This window comes from Vibrio sp. 11-4(1) (assembly GCF_013048625.1).
Lineage (GTDB): Bacteria > Pseudomonadota > Gammaproteobacteria > Enterobacterales > Vibrionaceae > Vibrio > Vibrio diabolicus.
Genome location: NZ_VHSY01000006.1, coordinates 118,622 through 136,709, shown reverse-complemented (window position 1 = coordinate 136,709; position 18,088 = coordinate 118,622). Strand labels below are relative to the sequence as shown.

The window sequence follows — 18,088 nt, the reverse complement described above, 5'->3', positions numbered from 1 at the left end:
TGAAATCGCGATTATTGCGCTGGCATATTGTCAATAATACGCTCACGTATCAGTTTCAAGGTAGGCTCTGTTGACAGATAATCCACGGCAATCGGGAAATAAGCGTCGTTAATTTGAAGAACCAAGCTAGGGTAAGAATCCACGCCTAGGCTCTTTGCAAGACTCAGTTGATCTTGGAACACACCTTCTAAGAAAGAGCCGTCCATATCGTTCTTGAACTGCTGAACATTCAAACCAATTTCTTTAGCTAGCTGCAAGTGAGTCGCTTCTTCATGAGGAGGCATCGCACGTAAGTAATACGCATGTTGAATCGCTTCTAGCATCTGCTCATAAGAATCTTGAAAGTCCGCTGCGATAACTGCGCGACAAGATTGGTAAGTGCTTCTTACTGGCGTACAAAGCTTCCAGAAATCGTAGTTAAACTTGGTGCCCAACTGACGCTCAATCTGCTTCCAAATACCTTCGAGTTTTTGTTGCATCTCTGGTGGCATCGGCAAACTAGTATCTGGCGCAAGACCACCCACCACATACTCAAACTGAATAACGCCTGGCAGTTGCTGTTTCAATTTATCAAGCGTCGGTTTGTAACCCCAACACCAACTGCACATTGGGTCATGCACGTAGTAAAGCTTTATATCCACTTTAATAATTAAACCTTTAAAATCATTTAGTTAAATCAAACAAAAACATTAAGTGGCGATGAAGTGGCGACACATTTAAATCTAATTGCTTGGTTTAGGCTTCGAAGTTAACAAGCCGTCCGGCAAAGAAGCAGGCTTTAGCTCTTCTCATGCACTTCCCACGAAAACAGAGATTTCTTACCGTTAACTTCAAAGTCATTTCAAAATCTCAGAGTAATTATACAGTCTCATAAATTGAAAAACTTATTTATCTTGGTAATTCGCCTTCAAGCCAATCTATATAAGGCTTCGTAAGCTTCACAATTGATCGTCTCTTTCTTCTTTTGATCGTCTTCATTTATGACGAAAAACACACTCACCCCATGATTTTCAAACACTTACCAATCACTACCTGATCTTTCCAGATCATTAAAATTGCAATTTCCTGAAATTCTTTTCAACTTTTGAAATTTCTAAAATGGCTCTAGAAGCGATTCTTAGAGGTCTGGGGGTATTCTCGAACCCCGCTATAGCTAAGGCTTCGCTTGATATCTACCGTGTTACGTAGACAGCTGAATTTCGACATTTAAGAATTGCGAAAAAACCAGATCGAAAACGTCGCAGGTGGGGAGGAGGAGTGCGGATTCCGTAGAAGAGAGATTATTTAACTAACCGTATATTTAGGCCCTTTCATATTGACTATTTTTTGTAAATGTGAAGAAAAAAATGTTCAAGCAATGGGATTGACAAAGTTAACCTGTATAATGCCACTCATTATTTATTTGTAACTTATTGTATTTGAATTATAATGTCTTATTTTATTCTGAGTAGTCGTAATGAACTTTAGGTATGACATAAATGGGTTAAGAGCAATTGCTGTAATAGCGGTTGTACTCTTTCACTTTAATCCATCGTGGGTTCCTGGTGGTTTTGCTGGTGTTGATGTTTTCTTTGTTATCTCAGGTTTTTTGATGACAGGGATAATTTTTCGAGGATTGGAAAAAGATAACTTCAGTCTTTTTCAGTTCTACGTCGCACGTGCGAACCGTATCATTCCAGCTCTCGCTGTACTATGTATTATTTTATTAGTTTTTGGATGGCTCTATTTAACACCCTCAGACTATAAAGTATTAGGTAAACACGTTGCTAGTAGCATTAGTTTTTTATCTAACATTGTTTATTGGCGTGAGTCTGGTTATTTTGATGCAGCTTCTCATGAGAAATGGTTACTTCACACATGGTCACTTTCTGTCGAGTGGCAATTTTATATTCTTTACCCAGTAGTAATCCTAGCTCTCAAGAAGTTCTTACCTTTACGTAGTTTAAAGCTCCTTCTCGTGTTTGGTACCACCTTAGGCTTCATTTTAAGTGTAATTGCAACTAACAAGTGGCCAAACCCTTCTTACTATCTGCTACCTACTAGAGCATGGGAGATGATGATGGGAGGCGTTGCTTATGCATATCCTTGGAACCTCTCAGAAAAAAAGAAAAGAGTTTTAGAATTTCTGGGTTTATCATTAATTCTTGGATCATATTTTTTCGTAACTAGCAGCATTCCTTGGCCTGGCCACTTTGCTATCCTTCCTGTCCTTGGAGCTTACTTTATAATCATTTCCAATCGTCAAAATAGCTTCATTACTAACAATTTCATCTTTCAGCCATTAGGTAAGTGGTCTTACTCTATATACCTTTGGCATTGGCCAATAGTTGTATTTATATATTCATATGGCTTAGATGAAGCAACAATAGCAGGAATATTGTTATCAATATTTCTTGGTGGCATGAGTTCTAAGTATATAGAAAGAATATCATTTAAAAACTACTCTTCTTGGTTTCTTTTTTACCAAGTAAAACCGCTTTACATGGTTGTTGCATTAGTACCAATAAGTTTGTTTGTATATATTGAAAATGGTATTAACTCCCCAGTCAGAGAATTAACAAAATCTCCAGAATCAAAGTACTTAAATATGTACCATCATGAAAACTATGTAACAGATAGTTTCCTTAAAGAATACAGACAAGAGTGTGATTTTTTTGATTCCTTTAATTATGTCGAAAAAAGTAATGGAATCGATGACTCTTGCTTTAAATTAAATAATGATAGTAAATACTCTGCTCTTTTATGGGGTGACTCTCATGCTCAAGCTTTATCTTATGGTTTGAGAAATAACTTCCCTGAGATGGATATTCTTCAAGTTGCAAGCTCTGGATGTAGACCTTTAATAGAAAAAGATAATAAAACTACAGGTGAATTTAAAAAGGCTTGTGATCGCTCTAATGAGAAAGCGTTTGAAACAGTCATTAGCTTCAATCCTGACTTTGTTTTCTTAGCTCAAAAAAATGAACATGACCTCAATGACTACTTAAAAATTGTAAAAGAGTCCCGAGCTCTTGGAGTTAAGTCTAGGTTTGTTTTAATTGGTCCAGTTCCCCAATGGGAGCCATCATTACCAAAAGCGATCGCTATGCGGCACATGGACGCGAAAGAAAAAAAATTCGAAGATTATTCATTTGTAACTGAGCTACTAGATATTGACATTAATCTTAGAGAAAGATATTCAAAATCAGAAATATTTTATATTTCTTTACTTGATGAACTATGTGACGGCACAGAATGTCTAGCTAAAGTTGATAATGCGAATACACCTATTGTCTGGGACTATGGGCATTTAACGTTAGAAGGCTCTAATTATATCGTTAAAAATATAATCAAACCTAAGATTGATATTTACTTAAAATAAATGTAGTTATTTATTCTATACAGACCGTTATTAGCTAGTTTCTTATATCACCTGATAAAATTTACATGTTATCAGGTGATATTTACAGTTGAGTCGAATTGGTGTAACTAACAAAGCTCCTTTTTATTGGGTAGCTAAACAATTGGATGTTCACCTGCTGAGCTACCACTAGATATGTTTGCCTTGGCGTTTTGTGTTATTTCATCATAGACAGCGTTGGCGATCGCTTCTGCCATCTTCCCTACCATGGCAAATTCGCCTGCAAGAACGAACCCTTGTGCTTGTAGTTCGGTTTCCAACTTCTGTTTAAGTGAAGCTTTACTCATTGCCATGTTTATTTACCTGCCTTAACTGTCGATGACAAATCAGAGTGAGGCTTGCCTGTGAACGCGCAGATACAATCACCTTGCACAATCCCTTTACCGCCATTCATGGTGATGAGGTCAGCGACTTCTATGATTTTCTTGGCAGTCGTGGTTTTGTTGTTTGTGATTTCTTCTATTTTGTCTTCCAACACTTTGATGCGTTGGTTTAAACATTCGGTGATGTTGTCTTTGTCGGTCTTGCTTTCAAAGTTACCTTCTTCGTCGACCAACTGGTAAACACCTTGGCGTTGTTGGTAACGGCTTTCGCCTTGCTTAATCGCTGGCAACTTGAATCCCAATGGCAACACACAACGAATAAAAGGCTTATCCGGTTGGCCGAACATAAAGCCTATTTCTACAATGCTGCCGATTGCCGGTGGCTCAAGTCTTCCGGCATATTCACCCCCCCCTGGTATTGGTAGTGGTACCGCCTGAAGTGGTGATTTGTCTTTGAACTCCACGCCCTTTTCATCGAGCAGCTGAACGTCCACTGCGTAATGCGGATAAAAGCGATCAGACATGTCGCCCTCTTCCGGCAGCTCAGGTAACGCAACCACCTTACCCCATCGTGGCAAGTGCCAGCGTCCGGTCAGTTCTGGAAACAGTCGGAAGATGATCCGCTTTATTGCATTTACGTCCATGTCAGCTTCACCTCTGTTCCTTGGAAATCAACACCCACCAAACGCAAGCCATTGACGACTGCCCCCGGTCTTAACTTAGGGCTCGCAGGTATTCTCACGGACTTCGCTGTAGCGTGTCCCGTCATTAAGCTATCAGGAATAGTCACCGGCTTATCTGCCCAGTAAGAGTCTTTCCAAGAGCCCACATAGATTTGGCCATTACCTTGCTGTTGCCAAAACAGGTCTTCTATACCGAACGCTTGAGACAGCTCGTCTATTACACGGTAACCATTGCCATCACTGTAAAAGCAAGGGATGGAAGTTTTACTGTAAGCCGCTTCCGGCACGACAAACTGCAGTCCAGTTTTGTTGGTGACATCGCTCAGTAATTGCATCAAGGTCGGATGACGAAGCGTGATATCAAGCGGCTTAAACAATAATGCCGCCAACTCACGACAAAACAGTTCTGACCACCCTTTTTCTGATGCTTGAACCCGTTCGATATAACCAAGAAATACCCGCGATATGCTGTCACCCCACCCGATATCAACCGCAATAATGGTATTAACCTTCGGGGCACCTTCTACGGAAATTGAGCAGCGACCTGGCGTGTTCACATCAAAGAGAATACGGTGTTTTTTCGCTTTAACCTTCTGACTGCCAAGATAGGCTCGGCAAACGAACTTATGATTTGGTTCCATCACTCCTCCCTAAGACAATATTTCGTCTAGTGATTTGAGAAACTTCATGATGCCAGTGAGCTCGACGCTGGTATCTGGCGGAACGTCTTCACTTTGCCCCACCTCAACCGGAGTGGTTACCCCTTGCACCTGCTGTTGAGTTGCTGGCTTATCTTCCTGTCGCTGTTCAACACGCTCAGGAACGGACAGATGCTCGACCAACTCGAAAGCGACGTTCCATTGCCGGTTGCTCTCTTGTTCATCGGCTCGAATAGTACCTTGGAACTTCACCTGGCGAATCTTTAGCGCAGCGGCCGTGTTATTGCTGATGCGATAAATCTGGCGAGCATTGCTATCTTGTCCGCCTGCCATAGTGAAAAGGTTGCTTAGGATTTCACTCTTACTAAATGGGATCACGCCACTTACGGACAACACTTTGCCTTTGTTACCCGTTTCGGCTTGGTCAGTCGACGAGGACTGGCCGGACATATCTTGTCCGGCTAGCTGTTGGCGTACACTAATACGCAGATTCTTAAGTGAGATTGGGATGCCGTTAAGAGATAACATAAACATCTACACCTTAGTCAATTTGCAGTGCGCCGCCAAATACAATGCAAGTCTCTTGTGTCGTGGATTCGTTTACGAACAAGCATGCCCCTCCAGACAAGTCATCAATCGTTCGCGTAATACTTGTTCCATCCGTGCCAACAACGGTTATTTGACCTTGTTTGTTTGGTTGTGCTGTCCACTGAACTGCCCAGTCATTACTCACATTCAGCGCAATATCTTCTATTAATGTATCGTTAAGACGTTTAAGAGAAATCGTTGCTGAGTCTTTTCGAATGACTTTTAGGCCCTCGTTTGTTTGCTCTTTTGCAAACACCGCAACACCACACTTATTCGGAGTTTGAACTTTCACATATCCTGCTACTGGATATGTTTTTCCATCAACAGCATCTGGCAGCTCATCTCTAGCATCTGTAGGTTGGAACCGACGATTTAAAAAATCACGCTGACTACCAAATAAAGAAATCGGTTTCAATGTACTAGAGAAACGACGACGAACAGTTGGTATCACGGCCAAAGACTCATTTTTGCGTATCATCATAATTGGAAGGTAAACTTTCGAAGGTTGTCCGTCATAAATCACTCGGACAAGGTTTAGCCCGTAACCAAGCTTCGATATTTTAGTTGTCATGTAGCTTGAAATACTATTTAACCCTGTGGACGCCACGGTATAAGTGGTTTCATCACTTTGAAAATCATTTAGCATCACTTTCAAAGAGTGAGCCCTACCACTCCCATTGTAGGTGTTCGCTTTTGGCTCCATACACACTAACGACAGATCATCGTCTTCACACCATAGAAAATACCAACAAGACACATTTTCATTGGGAGCTACATACGACAGACCTTTGAATTCATCTAGATAACCACCGCTGACATTCTCCAGGACGGGATCATAGTCATTACCCGAAGGATATCCTCGAACCAGCGTATCGTTGTTGGTTTGAGGGATAATGTTCACACCGTCCTGGACACTGGCAATTTGGCTACCGAGAACTTCTTTAGTCATGGCACCACCAAGGAATCGATGACCTACATCATTAGGATGGGTTATGTCGTAGACATTACTGACGTCGTACCAAAGGTCGAATGAAGTTTCAAAACCACTCGTTCTAAACTTTTCTAAGTACTTCGCTAAATCGAAAACTTCGACGGTGCGATATTGCTGGTCAAGACTTCTTTTGATAGCGCCTTCCAAGTAGCTCCATGATTTTATGGTGTTGGTGACACTCACAAAGCCAACGGTTGTGCCGTAGCCCCACGCTTTACGGATTAACTTATCGAACTGTTCCCAGTACGTATCAAAGTCATCGTTATCAGCAATCATGCCGTTGTCATTCACACCCATTGCTACAAAAAGTACGTCTGGCGCGCGGTTCTGATAGGCGTGATTCTGGAAAAAGCCATAGTCAAAGTTTCGATAAGACCAACCATCCATCAGTTTTTTACCCGATGACGATGCGTTAAACCCAAGCACTGCATTTTGGGCACTAATCGTATTTAAGTTATCGATGAAAATTCGAAACCATGAACCCACTCCACCATTTTTGTTGTGGTCGTAATTTGATGAGCGCAAGTTGCCGCTACCATCAATTGGATTCGCACTCCAACCAGATGCATCTGCACCATCAGTGATAGAATCTCCTATTACGCCAACCGTAATATTTGTTCCAAGGCGCATGCCCATATTAAGCCGATTGCTTGGCGTAAAACGAGGGCCATGGGTGGCTCTGTACAAATCAAACTTATGCTCATTCCCCCATATATCTCGGGTCAGAATTTCTCCTTCACCATAGATCTGCCTTACATCATCATCAGGCAAAAAGTTACAGCGAATCTTCACACCTAGTGGTACATACAGTCTTTGCTTGAGGGAATAAATCGTATCTCTGTTGTCGACCGACAAATCAAAGGATACGCCTTGAGCTTTTTCAACATGCACTCCGTCAATGGCATAAAACTCACCTGTACCCACTTCCAATTTAGATTTTGGACGTAAATCAACCGTATGAGTAGAGCTTTTAATTTCCGCGAGCTTACACACATAGTGTTGACGTTTTTGGTCATCGACATAGTCTTGCAACAGGCCTTCCGTAATGACAAAACTATACTCGGTGAATTGCTCACCGGTAGCACGGCCATCACGAACACAATCTATATAGACATTAGCAGCAGTAAGGCTCGTCGTAAGGCTTCTATCGTAATCAAGGCTTACGCGAAACCCATTGACATAACCAACACCGCTGCCAACCTTAAACTTGCCAGTATCAACATTCGTGACCAAAAAACCTTCTTCAATAAACCAACTCGTGCCGTTTTGATCCATTAAACTTTGGGCCACATCAAGGTCCATCTTTACAAGCCGTTTGCTAGCATTGTACTGCCAACTCTCAGGCTCAACCGTAATATTGGTAATGGCTGCCGCGTCTTTGTATTCTAAAACTAAAGAACGAACTAGCGTATTTCCCGCTACTCCGGCCTCATCAACCGTCTTAGGAGTAAGAGTATGATGATCAATCGTGACAAGTGTTTCGTGCTCCGAGCAGTATGCGCCTGTCCAGTTAAACTCAAAAGGGCCAACACTGCTGCGTAACGTAGAGCTGTAAATAACGGCATGCTCAGAAAGACGCCCGCGCTGTTCAATAGGCTCTTGATAAACAATATATTCTGAAGGTAAACCATCCTCCGGCTGCGGAAACTCTTGGCGGTTTGGTATGTTGGCAAACACCATTTTATCGATGACTAGCGCTTGCTCATCTGCGTTCAGCCTCGCCAATAGAGCTTTACCAGCATTTGTTAAAATTGACTTTTGTGTACTATTGACCATAGGTTTTCACCCTCTCACATTGGCTAGGTAATATTCGCTGCTGATACTGAGTGCTTGAGGCATCATGTTGACATGTAAATTCGCAGACACTTTCGATGTTGAGTAACTCGCGTTAGCGCTTAAACTATTCACACCCACGTGTGCATCTGAATAGGTTGTATATTGATATCTTCGACATGTTCTTCCGTACTGTCTGATCACTGTATCTATCAGCTTTGGAACGTTGGTTAGATCGCCATCTTTGATTTTTAAGCTAATGACATCCCAGTCGACATTGTCTAGTCGTTCATCTTGAGTGATATGCGGATAGCCCAACTTCGTGAACATCTCTTCCCAGCCAGCAATCGAACCCGCATCGCGAGCAAATCCGTATGCATGAGCCACACGAATACGAAACAGAGCTTCCGGCTCTTGGCCTAAGCGTTCGACTTCACGTTGCCAGGCAAGAATATTGACCAGTGCCATTGGCGCGGTTAACGGATCATGCTGCTGCAGTGGCATTTCGAATGCCGCTCTCACATGTTCCCAGTAGTTACGCATGGCTCGTGCGAACTTAGCCAGTTCGCCACGCCCCATCCAGTAACGCAGATTAATCTCAGGAATTTTCAACGGTCACCCCCAGAGAATTAATGCGCGGTACCGTCAAGTTATTGATGATGTCGGCGTTATCGAATTCGAGCGATTCAATCTCTGAAAACTGCTCATGCAGCTCTTGCCCTAATCTTGAGAAACTGAATCGAAGAACCGGACTAGTAACTGTTGGCGAGTAATCGGTGTTCTCACGGAAAGCCGCACTAATAAACTGCTCCACTTTAATTTTTAACGCGTCTCGGTCTTCCATCGTTAATGAACTAAGTGGCCAAACCCGGCAGACAATATCGTGAGTCGTTTCTGGCATGGCGAGGACTTGCAGATCATCACCATGTCCGTGCTGACCTTCGACACGGATGTACTCATTCAAATCCGCTAACATTTCTGCCGATGGTTCCCCCGTATCTAAAAGAATGAACGCGTTTGCGGTACCTGGTCCACGCGGGGCGTTATGCTCAAAATAAACATTGTCGTCGTTGATACCTGCGCGACTGGTGAGCAGCGAGCGGTAGGCCGCATCAATGTGCCATCTTGCTACTGCGCTCCATTGGTTACGTATACGTAGACGGAGTTCGTCATTACTCTCTTTGTCTGCCCCTGCTTCATTCAACCATTCGTCAGGGTTCGTCACTGCGCCAATACCCGGAATGGCTGTTGGTAAAATGTGGTAATACCCTTCACCTAGGTTGTAAGCCGCGCCCTCGTTCTCTGCCTCGACTTCTGCCATCACCATGGTTTCGTTTTCTGGCATCGTGGTATCCGCAAGCACCTTTACTCGGTAAATCGTGCCATTAATCGGTTCGGTCTGTACCCATGTATCTTTGGGAATAACCAACGCAGGTCCTTTAGCCGCAGAACGTTGAAAAGCGATCATCCCTTTGGCTTTGGTTGCCCCTTTGCGGGTGAGTTTGCATTGCCACGCCAACAGGTCGAGCCATTGATCAACGGCGGTCGCAACAAACATATTCGGCAAGACATAGCCAACCAATAAAGTATTGATAAGCCACATCGTGACTTTCACGACCGTGGCTTCAATAAGGCGCCAAAATGGAGAGAACGGAGAGTCGTTTGAGATGATGGAACCTTCTTTGTCCATTTCCTCTTTGAGTACTTTCTTCCACCCTGCTTCATCGGTTGGGATACCCGATTGCTTCACCAGTTCGGAATAGTCTGGTTTTGGAATATCAGTCATTAACGCTCTCCGTTATTCACTATCTCTAATTGCAACTCGCCAAAGTCCATGGTGTCGGCAAATACGTAAATCGTGCCCCCGGTAGGTTCATCCAAACGCACGGTACCTGGTACTAATCGAACGTCTTCTTCAACAAGCAGTTCCAGCCTGGTGCGGATATCGGCTTTCTTTGATGGGCTTCGCTCAGCAATTAAATCCACTGCTAAATTGCTCTCGATGATGGCGTGTTTGATGTCTTGGGCGATCACCGCACGGTCTTGAATCAAGATTGGGTTGCGGCCTGCATCGAGCACCACATCCCCGTTCTCAATCAAAATGTCCTGGTATTTGTAATCCGCCATTAACCTGCCGCCATTTCTATTTCACTCGCCATGTCTTGCGGGCTGTTCATGTAGGTTGGATAAATCGCCACACCACCGTAGTTCGTCGAACTGGTTTGATAACTGGCAATATTCTTGGCTGCGCCTCCAGGTTGAATTTGTGCACGAGGCGTAGCGCTTTGAACGGACTTCGATTTCACTTGAGTCGCTTCATCATCACCGCCCAAACCTGGTATCCAATCAATGAGTCCTTTCACTGAGTCCCAAATTCCCGCTAGGCTCTGAGAAATCCAATTGAACACTCCGGAAAAAACGTCCTTAATTGAGTTGGCCATATCACCGATAAAGGCAAATCCACTAGTGTCGGTAAAGCCACTCATGACCCATTGCCAACCTGCCTTGATGAACTCAAACATGGCTCTGAATGGAAGTGTGATTAAAGTGATTGCCCCTTCTAGTACTTGGAACCAGGTTGTGTCACCAAGTGAGGCTTTCAGGTCATCCCAGTAGAAGATCAGCGCACCCACTGCGGCGATTGCGGCAACGACAGCACCAGCAATGAATCCTATTGGGTTCGCCATCATTGCGATGTTTACCGCTAGCATTGCAACGCGAAGCGCTGCCATTCCTTTAGTTAGTAAAAAGTTCACCCCTGTAAACATCTTCATGGTGAGCATATAAGTCGCCATGACTTGTTTACCGACACCCATCATTAAGGTAAAAGCACCACCTGCTGCTGCTGCACCTAAAATCGCCATGGCAGCAAAACCAATGTACTTGGTCAGGTTCGGGAACATCTCTGTCCATTCGATGATTTCTATCGCACCATCAGCCAAGCTTGAAATCACAGGCAAGAGAGAAGGCAACAACGCGGCACCAAAAGCAGTGCGAACTGCAAACACGCCTTGTTCGAGTCGTTCCCATTGGTCGGTCATCGCTCCGGCCATGTTAATTGCCGTATTTAAGTTACTGGCATCATTTAGGTCTTTGACGCTGGATTGCAGCTCATTCGTTTTGCCTATCAAGTCAGTGATAAGCAGCACGGCTTCATCCGAGCCGAAAGCTTGCTTAATCTGATCAATTTCCAGTGAATCTAAATCACCGAATTGGTTGCGTAGTTTCGACATAATGTCGAACATGGGCAGCATTTTTCCGTTACTGTCGGTAAACGACATACCAAGCTTGTCTTGTGCTTTGACAACACCGTTCATAAAAGCTTTGTAACGAGTCCCCGCTTCACTACCAGTCATAGAGCCTTGTAGTAGGCCAAGCACGGCCATTTGCTCTTGAATGGCTACGCCGTGAGTTTTACCTAATGCGCCAACACCTTTAAACGCATCCGACATGCCTTGACCCGTGGTTTTGAACCTCTCGACAGATTTTGCGGTCATACCTGCAACTTGTTCAGCCCAGTTGTCTTTACCAATCCGATCGGCTTGGTCTTTAAAAACCGAATACATGGTGCCCATATAGTTGGTAATGGTGGCTGTATCTGCTTTAGTCGCAGCGGCTAAAATAGCCGAGCTTCTTGTGACACCCGCCAGTTCATCACCTGTCATATCTCCCATAGCAGATTTGATATCATACGAAGCCGCCACAAATTCAGTGGCCGACTTACCATATTCAACCGAAAACTTCATTGCGGTTTGGGTAAGGGTTTTTAGTTGGTCATCGGCAACACCAAGTGATTTCACTTCACCTAATGCCCTGTCCATCTCAATTGCTGGCATCAAGGCTTGTTGCAATGCAAAGCCAGCACCCACCATGCCTGCCGCGCCAGCCATCATGGTATGAGTACCCTGACGGTAGGTATTGGTGACATCATTCAAATTGCGTTGAATATTGCCCAGAGGTTTAGAAATCTGGTCAATCAATCCAACTTGAAATCTGAGTGCTTCTGGTAACATCATGTTCCTTATCAGCTAAACGCCCTGGCAACCCCGTTGGCGGTGGCAGCTTGCATGTTTTCCCAATACTGACGCTCTAACCAAATTGCCCTTGCAAGGTTCTCTTCGCTGTCTGTCTCACCCGGCAACCACTTACGTCGCCAGGTGAGCATTTGTTCGAGCTCGTTGGAGTCCATAGCCCGAACAAGGGCATCTATTTTTTTACTTTGATCTGTAGCTTCGGCGTGTATTCCTTGAGAACTTCACCCACAACCTGAATTGCCGCACCTGGGTTATCGTTCGTCAGCTCACGGAATACTTCTTTGCTTTCTTCTATAACGGTGTTCATCAGAAAGTTATGCGCAGAGTTCACGATTTCCCCCTGTGCCAACGCGTTCATGTAGTCGTTGTAATCCGCTTCTGTTGGGACGAACGTGATATCTGCATCACCGACCGTTAGTACAATTTGCTTGCTCATGCTACATCTCTCTCTTTATCTAGCTTGGTTTCCAAACGGTCGAACCGTCCGTTAATTGAATCTTTCAAATCATCTACGGCTTCCCGTAGTTCGTGCTTGGTGGCGTACTTCTCAGCGACATCACCACGCAGTCGCTCAGTGGCTAGCTCATTGGCATGGATACGACGATCATGATCTCGGGCGGTGTTCTGCCCTTTATCCGTTCTGCCGAAAACCACATTGATGATGGCAATAAGCAGCGCTATCGTTGCCACAATCGCCGATATCCATGATGAATCCATCGCTATTCCTTCTGTGGCACTTCTTTTAAGCGTTTGCCTTGTAATGCATTGATGATGTCGTCCACGGTTTCTTGCAGAACATCGTTTGTGCTAAGGCCTTTCAAGGTTTCCAAGCCCCATACCACAAGACGTGTGGCGAAGCGTTCAAGGATGATTGACCAACTGATTTGAAAGAACAGACCTTTCAGTACTTCCAACAATGTTTTGCCAACGATTCCAGTTATGAAACTCATGCTGCTTCTCCGATTAGCGATTGATATGCTTGCAGGTAATCTTCTGCGGTTGCTTTCCCTGCGCTCGTGTTCCAGTACTTCTTCGCGTACCGAGCCAAGCCTTCTAGGTCATCGGCTTCAGGCAAGGCTTCCGGAAACCGAATTAAATTGAGTCGTGCGGTTGCCACTGCGAACTCGGGTGAAATCACCATGTAACGAGGGTCTAAGTGCTCAACGGGGCAAAACATCGACAATGCATCCAACAAGTGAGGGCGACTCTTACCTAACCACTCAACAAGCCAGTTGAAGGTGGCTGGCTCCATTTGGGTAAAGCCCAATGCAGGACCACGCACTTGTTTTGAGTAAGTAAACTTTCCAGACTCATGGGCAATAATCATCAGGATCAGATTAATGGCCGCTTGAGTGTTCATTGTGCCTTTACCACCGGATGCCATGTCTAAGTGGTCAAGGGCTGGCTTCATGATTTTCTCAACAAAGAGCTTTGCTAAATTCATCGGTTCATTCGCTCCAATTCGCTTTGACACTGGGTGCAGTAGATGCAACCTGGTACTTTTTGCCGGCGTTTTTCTGGGATTGGGTCGCCACATTCGCCGCATTCATGTGCGCTTTCCCGTTTTTCAATTCGCTTAGCCCTTGCCAGTTGGTTGGCAAGCGCCACTTCTGTGAATTGGGTTTCAATACCGCAGGCATGGTCGATAACATCTGCCATCATACCTCCTTGTTATTGAACCAAATCTTCGGTTTCATCCGGACGTAGGTACGGCACACCGTTGATGCTGACAAAGTCTGGGCTTGTCACCTCGAACGGCAACTTGTGAACTAATGCACTACCGCCATTCGAATCGGCATCAAGTAGGTCAGAGATTTTGATACGACATCCGAAGGCTTCAATTTTGAGCTCATCTTTATCAATCTTGCCGTAGAACAGCGCGTCAAAATCAGGCATTCCTCGCCAAGAGCCGGCTTGTTTCGCAGCTTTGCCTAGCAGGTTAAATTGCTGCGTGGTCAGCTCCATTTCACCACTAGCCTCAACATCGCCGTCGACGTAACCATCTGGCACACCCGAGGTTTTATTGATGGCGGAATTATCGGTAATCGATAACGTGACTTTTTGTGCTTTGAGCTTGTAGTCACCTAAGGAGAAATGCATGTTCTTGCCAGAAATTCTCATGGATTACGCCTCCAAATCTGTAGGGTTAGTAAGATCAAGCGCGATGTTGACCACGATGTGTTTCGGGCAGTTATGAGGGCGAGCCATCAAACCGATAGACACTTTGGTTTTGGTTACCCACTGAATGGTGACGTCCCCATCTTCTGGCGGCATGATTTCACCAGGGAAGGTAATACCGCCGACTTCTGTCGTTTTCGACATATCACGCATATCTTTGCGAAAATAAGTGCGGTTCAGCTCAATGCTTGCAGGCGTTGAGTTAAGAATGCGGTCTGCAATACGGCGGATCGCTTTGATACGCACACGACGATTAAGCTTGTGCACCGGGCGAACGTATTCGAGGTACTGATAATCGCCGCCTTTGGCTTCCAATGTGGTCGCATCCGACCAGTACACCCCTTCTAAATCGGCATACCATTGCGGCAATGAGTAACGTGCATCAGCTAGCGTTGCGATGGTACTCATCTCTAATGCTTTCCCTGCGCTGTCCGTTGGCATGTCTCCCAAACTCAAGACTGAACCTGTTGCGACACGCATCGGGCTGTCTGCTACCGTGACGTTTCGATCACATAAACGACCAGCGAGTACACCTACGTTATTGCCGTTAAGCTGAGGAACGGGCGTCACGAGGTTTGCAGAAACATCTTTCACCAGGTCGAGCATGGCGGTTTCGTACTCTGCCCACGTTTGGCCTGTATCTGGGGTTGAGTCAATGCCCGCACAAGCGGCGAGGAAGAACACCCAACGACCAAGTTTGCTAGTCAGCTCGGTTGCTTTCGACTGCATATCATCAAACTGAGTGTTGACCGTGACTGGGTCACAAATAGCAATGCCTTCGAATGAGTCAGTCCGGTTCGCCAGATCAACAGCGTCTTGCCAGGTATCGTCTGCATCTAAGCCAACAATCGCACCCGTCCAGTTTTGTTTGCCGTTAAGCTGGGCGGCTTTCACGTTCAGGCCAAGCGCATCATCGGCAACAACTTCGTCAAGGTTGGTCATGTTATTAATACGGGTCACTTTGCCTTGCAGTTCGGCCTTGTCAGTACGCCCGATGAAAAGCACGTGACGTTCTATCTCAGGGATACCGCCTTGTGCCAAATTGAGATTGTTAACCTCTACCTTTCCGGTTGCCATTGGTTATTTCCTCTGTTTTGCCTGCTCAAATATCTTGATGAGCTGGCGGTTCACTTCACGTTCTTTACTACCGAGAATCTGACGCTCTGCTAATGGAATATCCCAACTGGTGATATTTGGCTGATTAGAGAGTTCTCGAATGAGCTGTCCTGCTTGTCCGTGGGTGATGGTTACCATCAACTCACGTAAGCTGGCTTTCTTTCGTCCTTTGCCGCTTTTTCTCGGTACCGTGTAACCCAGTTCTCTTAGCTTTCTCGCTTGCCCCTTGGTACAAGGTGCTGAGTAATCCGGTTTGCCCCATCGCTTTTGCATTTGGCGCTTGGTCATTTTTTGCTTTTGACCAAGGTGGTGCCTTGCTGCGATTTTTGCGGTTAACTTGTTACTCCAAGTCAAATCAAGCTGGTTGGCGTTTCTCACATAAGGAGTTAAGCCCTTTGCCATCCGCTTTAAAACCTTGCCTTTCCTCTTTCCTTTCTTTGGTTGCAGAGCGCGTCCGTTAACGTCTTTTTGGGAGCGAATGCGCTTTCTGGTATTGGTCGTTTCCCAGCGGCCAAGGGTTTTCAGTATCCAGACTCGCTTTTTAGGTGGCAGAGCCAGCATGGCCAGCTTTTCCTGCATGTTGAGCACATCGCGCTCATTGACCTTAATTTGCGGCTTCATTCACCAACTCCGCTTCTTCTGCGGTGTAGATTTCAACGGCCTGCACTCGGTAGGTTTCCCCTCGCCAAGTAATCATTCCCGCTGGGTCAGGGATCAGCTCAATCGGCTCCATCATTTCCAATTCAATAAAAACGTCGGCTACCTCACTGCTGATCACATCAACCGAAAGGTCTGGGTCGCCTAACTCATCTTCATTACGCGTGGTGTCGTAATCGCTGAGCCAACAGGCAACCAGAGCAAGTAAGCAGCGAGGGTCCAGAAGTCGGTGTGGAAACTCTTCAATACTGATCACTGCGTTGTACTTCCAGTGACAGGCGATATAACCGCCGTTCCCTCGATCTTCACCGTTTGGCACAATGGAGCCGTTTTCCTGCCAGGCATCAATTTTGTTATCGAGCACATTGGAATTCAGGTGACTGACGATATAATCCGTCAGGTGTTCCAGCTTGGTTTTGTTGTAAGTGGTTTCGCTCATATCGAGTCAATCCCATTCGCACTGCGGCCAAGGAGCGCACGCACATCTTTGTTACTCTGGGCGAGAAAACGTGCCTCTTGTTCCGGTTCATCCGTTGCCACGCTTTCACCTTCTTTGCGGCGGTCTTGAGTCGCAAACTCTTTCATCAGTTCGGCGTGAGCCCGACCATAAACCGCACGCTTGTAGAGCATGATTTTCGGGCTGCTCAGCACTGGTTTTTCGCCATCTACGATCAGGCTTTCTAATCGTTCTTGAATATTCAGCGCGGCGATGGCCACCGCGTAGTTCAAAGAGTCGTTATCAAACGTATGGGGAACACGGCGTAAACTGCGAAATTCAGCCGTAGATAAATCCGGCCATCCTTCACCGGGTATGGCGATATCGACTGCACTGTTAACATTTCCGCCAAAGCTCATAACGGTCCCTTGATTAGTTAAATTAGGGCGCCTCTAGCCACTGGGTCGACGGTATCGAGTTAGCCGGTTAGCTTCTCTTACCTCACCAGCCGAGGCGCGGTGGCGTAGGAGTCTTTACAGATTCTTGCCTTCGTTAATGGCGCGAATACGGGCTTCAATCTTCTTGATTTGGGTACCCACCCCCACTTTGCTGTTCTTATCGTGCGCGTGTTGAAGCAGAGCCAATGCTTTTTCTAATGTTTCTACGTTGCCAACAGCTGTGGCTTGCGGCTGGCCTTCTTCATTTCGGATCAGGTATAAACCCGCGAACTTGTACCACTTAGCGTGAACCTTCTCGTGCAAGCGCCACTCTTTCTCGACCTTATCGAACACCTGGGAGAAGTAAGGCTCAATGGAATGACCACGTTCAGATTCTTTCTCCGCCCATGCCAACACTTCGTCAGCACAGAACGTCGGCCAGTCACGGCGGAAGTTTTCTGGCGTAGGCAAATCTAGCTCAATGGCTTTCATGCACCACTCAATCGCGGCATCCAGCTCTTTAATGTCGAATAGCCAAACCACCATGTTGGTAAAAATTGGGTTTTCGAACGCTTCGCCACTTTCTAAATAAGCCTGAACATACGGCTTGTATTTCGGTACCAGCACTTCACGCTTGTGCTTAATTCGATCAGCGATGGCGTTAAATGAGCGCAAATACTTGCGGTCTTCTTCAAACTCAATCAGCTTGATGTGCAGGCTGTCGGTATCTGCACCGGAAATGACTTCCGGTACAAACTGGTTAGTTTGCTGTTCAATGAGCTTTCGGCGCTGTTTTGCTAATGGGCTAACCAT

23 protein-coding genes are annotated in these 18,088 nt (G+C 45.5%); 1 reads left to right on the top strand and 22 read right to left on the bottom strand.

From position 1 onward, the window contains the following. Window positions 1-11 precede the first annotated feature (11 nt). Window positions 12-641, bottom strand: coding sequence for a DsbA family protein (locus tag FKN16_RS13650; protein ID WP_170902925.1), 630 nt, complete (start codon window positions 639-641; stop codon window positions 12-14). An 815-nt stretch (window positions 642-1,456) separates the two neighbouring features. Here FKN16_RS13650 and FKN16_RS13645 point away from each other — a divergent pair. Then, the gene (locus tag FKN16_RS13645; protein ID WP_170902924.1) at window positions 1,457-3,361 is read left to right on the top strand and encodes an acyltransferase family protein; all 1,905 of its coding nucleotides are present in this window, start codon (window positions 1,457-1,459) and stop codon (window positions 3,359-3,361) included. A gap of 134 nt (window positions 3,362-3,495) precedes the next feature. Here FKN16_RS13645 and FKN16_RS13640 read toward each other — a convergent pair whose 3' ends face one another. The 21 genes from FKN16_RS13640 to gpM form a co-directional block, all read right to left on the bottom strand. Then, window positions 3,496-3,693, bottom strand: coding sequence for a hypothetical protein (locus FKN16_RS13640; protein ID WP_145473643.1), 198 nt, complete (start codon window positions 3,691-3,693; stop codon window positions 3,496-3,498). A 2-nt stretch (window positions 3,694-3,695) separates the two neighbouring features. Then, window positions 3,696-4,367 (bottom strand): hypothetical protein, encoded by a 672-nt coding sequence (locus tag FKN16_RS13635; protein ID WP_170902923.1) that lies wholly within the window; start codon window positions 4,365-4,367, stop codon window positions 3,696-3,698. Next, window positions 4,358-5,047: a hypothetical protein gene (locus FKN16_RS13630; protein WP_145473642.1), complete on the bottom strand. Its 690-nt coding sequence runs from the start codon at window positions 5,045-5,047 to the stop codon at window positions 4,358-4,360. Before FKN16_RS13630 ends, FKN16_RS13635 begins: the two co-directional genes overlap by 10 nt. A gap of 9 nt (window positions 5,048-5,056) precedes the next feature. Further along, a complete protein-coding gene (locus FKN16_RS13625) occupies window positions 5,057-5,593 on the bottom strand; it encodes an adenine glycosylase (protein WP_145473641.1) in 537 nt (178 codons plus the stop codon). 13 nt (window positions 5,594-5,606) lie between these two features. Continuing rightward, window positions 5,607-8,420, bottom strand: a complete 2,814-nt coding sequence (locus FKN16_RS13620; RefSeq protein ID WP_170902922.1) for a phage tail protein — start codon at window positions 8,418-8,420, stop codon at window positions 5,607-5,609. 6 nt (window positions 8,421-8,426) lie between these two features. Next, window positions 8,427-9,029, bottom strand: a complete 603-nt coding sequence (locus FKN16_RS13615) for a phage tail protein (RefSeq protein WP_140308047.1) — start codon at window positions 9,027-9,029, stop codon at window positions 8,427-8,429. After that, complete coding sequence (locus FKN16_RS13610) at window positions 9,016-10,203, bottom strand: baseplate J/gp47 family protein (RefSeq protein WP_170902921.1); 1,188 nt, start codon at window positions 10,201-10,203, stop codon at window positions 9,016-9,018. The genes FKN16_RS13615 and FKN16_RS13610 overlap by 14 nt, the downstream gene beginning before the upstream one ends. Next, window positions 10,203-10,544: a DUF2590 family protein gene (locus FKN16_RS13605; protein ID WP_170902920.1), complete on the bottom strand. Its 342-nt coding sequence runs from the start codon at window positions 10,542-10,544 to the stop codon at window positions 10,203-10,205. The genes FKN16_RS13610 and FKN16_RS13605 overlap by 1 nt, the downstream gene beginning before the upstream one ends. After that, window positions 10,544-12,430, bottom strand: a complete 1,887-nt coding sequence (locus FKN16_RS13600; RefSeq protein WP_140133658.1) for a phage tail tape measure protein — start codon at window positions 12,428-12,430, stop codon at window positions 10,544-10,546. Before FKN16_RS13600 ends, FKN16_RS13605 begins: the two co-directional genes overlap by 1 nt. An 11-nt stretch (window positions 12,431-12,441) precedes the next feature. Further along, complete coding sequence (locus FKN16_RS13595; protein ID WP_165956957.1) at window positions 12,442-12,606, bottom strand: hypothetical protein; 165 nt, start codon at window positions 12,604-12,606, stop codon at window positions 12,442-12,444. Window positions 12,607-12,623: 17 nt separating this feature from the next. Next, on the bottom strand, window positions 12,624-12,887 hold the full coding sequence (locus FKN16_RS13590; RefSeq protein WP_140133647.1) for a putative phage tail assembly chaperone: 264 nt from the start codon (window positions 12,885-12,887) through the stop codon (window positions 12,624-12,626). Continuing rightward, window positions 12,884-13,168, bottom strand: coding sequence for a hypothetical protein (locus tag FKN16_RS13585; protein ID WP_025517570.1), 285 nt, complete (start codon window positions 13,166-13,168; stop codon window positions 12,884-12,886). The genes FKN16_RS13590 and FKN16_RS13585 overlap by 4 nt, the downstream gene beginning before the upstream one ends. A gap of 2 nt (window positions 13,169-13,170) precedes the next feature. Further along, on the bottom strand, window positions 13,171-13,401 hold the full coding sequence (locus tag FKN16_RS13580; protein WP_025517568.1) for a hypothetical protein: 231 nt from the start codon (window positions 13,399-13,401) through the stop codon (window positions 13,171-13,173). Further along, window positions 13,398-13,895, bottom strand: coding sequence for a hypothetical protein (locus FKN16_RS13575; protein ID WP_170902919.1), 498 nt, complete (start codon window positions 13,893-13,895; stop codon window positions 13,398-13,400). The genes FKN16_RS13580 and FKN16_RS13575 overlap by 4 nt, the downstream gene beginning before the upstream one ends. Then, window positions 13,892-14,110, bottom strand: a complete 219-nt coding sequence (locus tag FKN16_RS13570) for a TraR/DksA C4-type zinc finger protein (RefSeq protein WP_170902918.1) — start codon at window positions 14,108-14,110, stop codon at window positions 13,892-13,894. Before FKN16_RS13570 ends, FKN16_RS13575 begins: the two co-directional genes overlap by 4 nt. Window positions 14,111-14,122: 12 nt before the next feature. Further along, the gene (locus FKN16_RS13565; protein WP_065870471.1) at window positions 14,123-14,572 is read right to left on the bottom strand and encodes a phage protein; all 450 of its coding nucleotides are present in this window, start codon (window positions 14,570-14,572) and stop codon (window positions 14,123-14,125) included. A 3-nt stretch (window positions 14,573-14,575) separates the two neighbouring features. After that, entirely contained in the window at window positions 14,576-15,706 is a 1,131-nt protein-coding gene (locus FKN16_RS13560) for a DUF2586 domain-containing protein (protein WP_170902917.1), read from the bottom strand. Between the two features lie 3 nt (window positions 15,707-15,709). Next, on the bottom strand, window positions 15,710-16,366 hold the full coding sequence (locus tag FKN16_RS13555) for a virion morphogenesis protein (RefSeq protein ID WP_140133644.1): 657 nt from the start codon (window positions 16,364-16,366) through the stop codon (window positions 15,710-15,712). Further along, window positions 16,350-16,841, bottom strand: a complete 492-nt coding sequence (locus tag FKN16_RS13550; RefSeq protein ID WP_170902916.1) for a phage tail protein — start codon at window positions 16,839-16,841, stop codon at window positions 16,350-16,352. The genes FKN16_RS13555 and FKN16_RS13550 overlap by 17 nt, the downstream gene beginning before the upstream one ends. After that, entirely contained in the window at window positions 16,838-17,257 is a 420-nt protein-coding gene (locus FKN16_RS13545) for a head completion/stabilization protein (protein WP_065870467.1), read from the bottom strand. The genes FKN16_RS13550 and FKN16_RS13545 overlap by 4 nt, the downstream gene beginning before the upstream one ends. A gap of 114 nt (window positions 17,258-17,371) precedes the next feature. Further along, window positions 17,372-18,088 carry a phage terminase small subunit gene (gpM, locus tag FKN16_RS13540; RefSeq protein ID WP_170902915.1) on the bottom strand — a complete coding sequence of 239 codons (717 nt, stop codon included), beginning with the start codon at window positions 18,086-18,088 and terminating at the stop codon, window positions 17,372-17,374.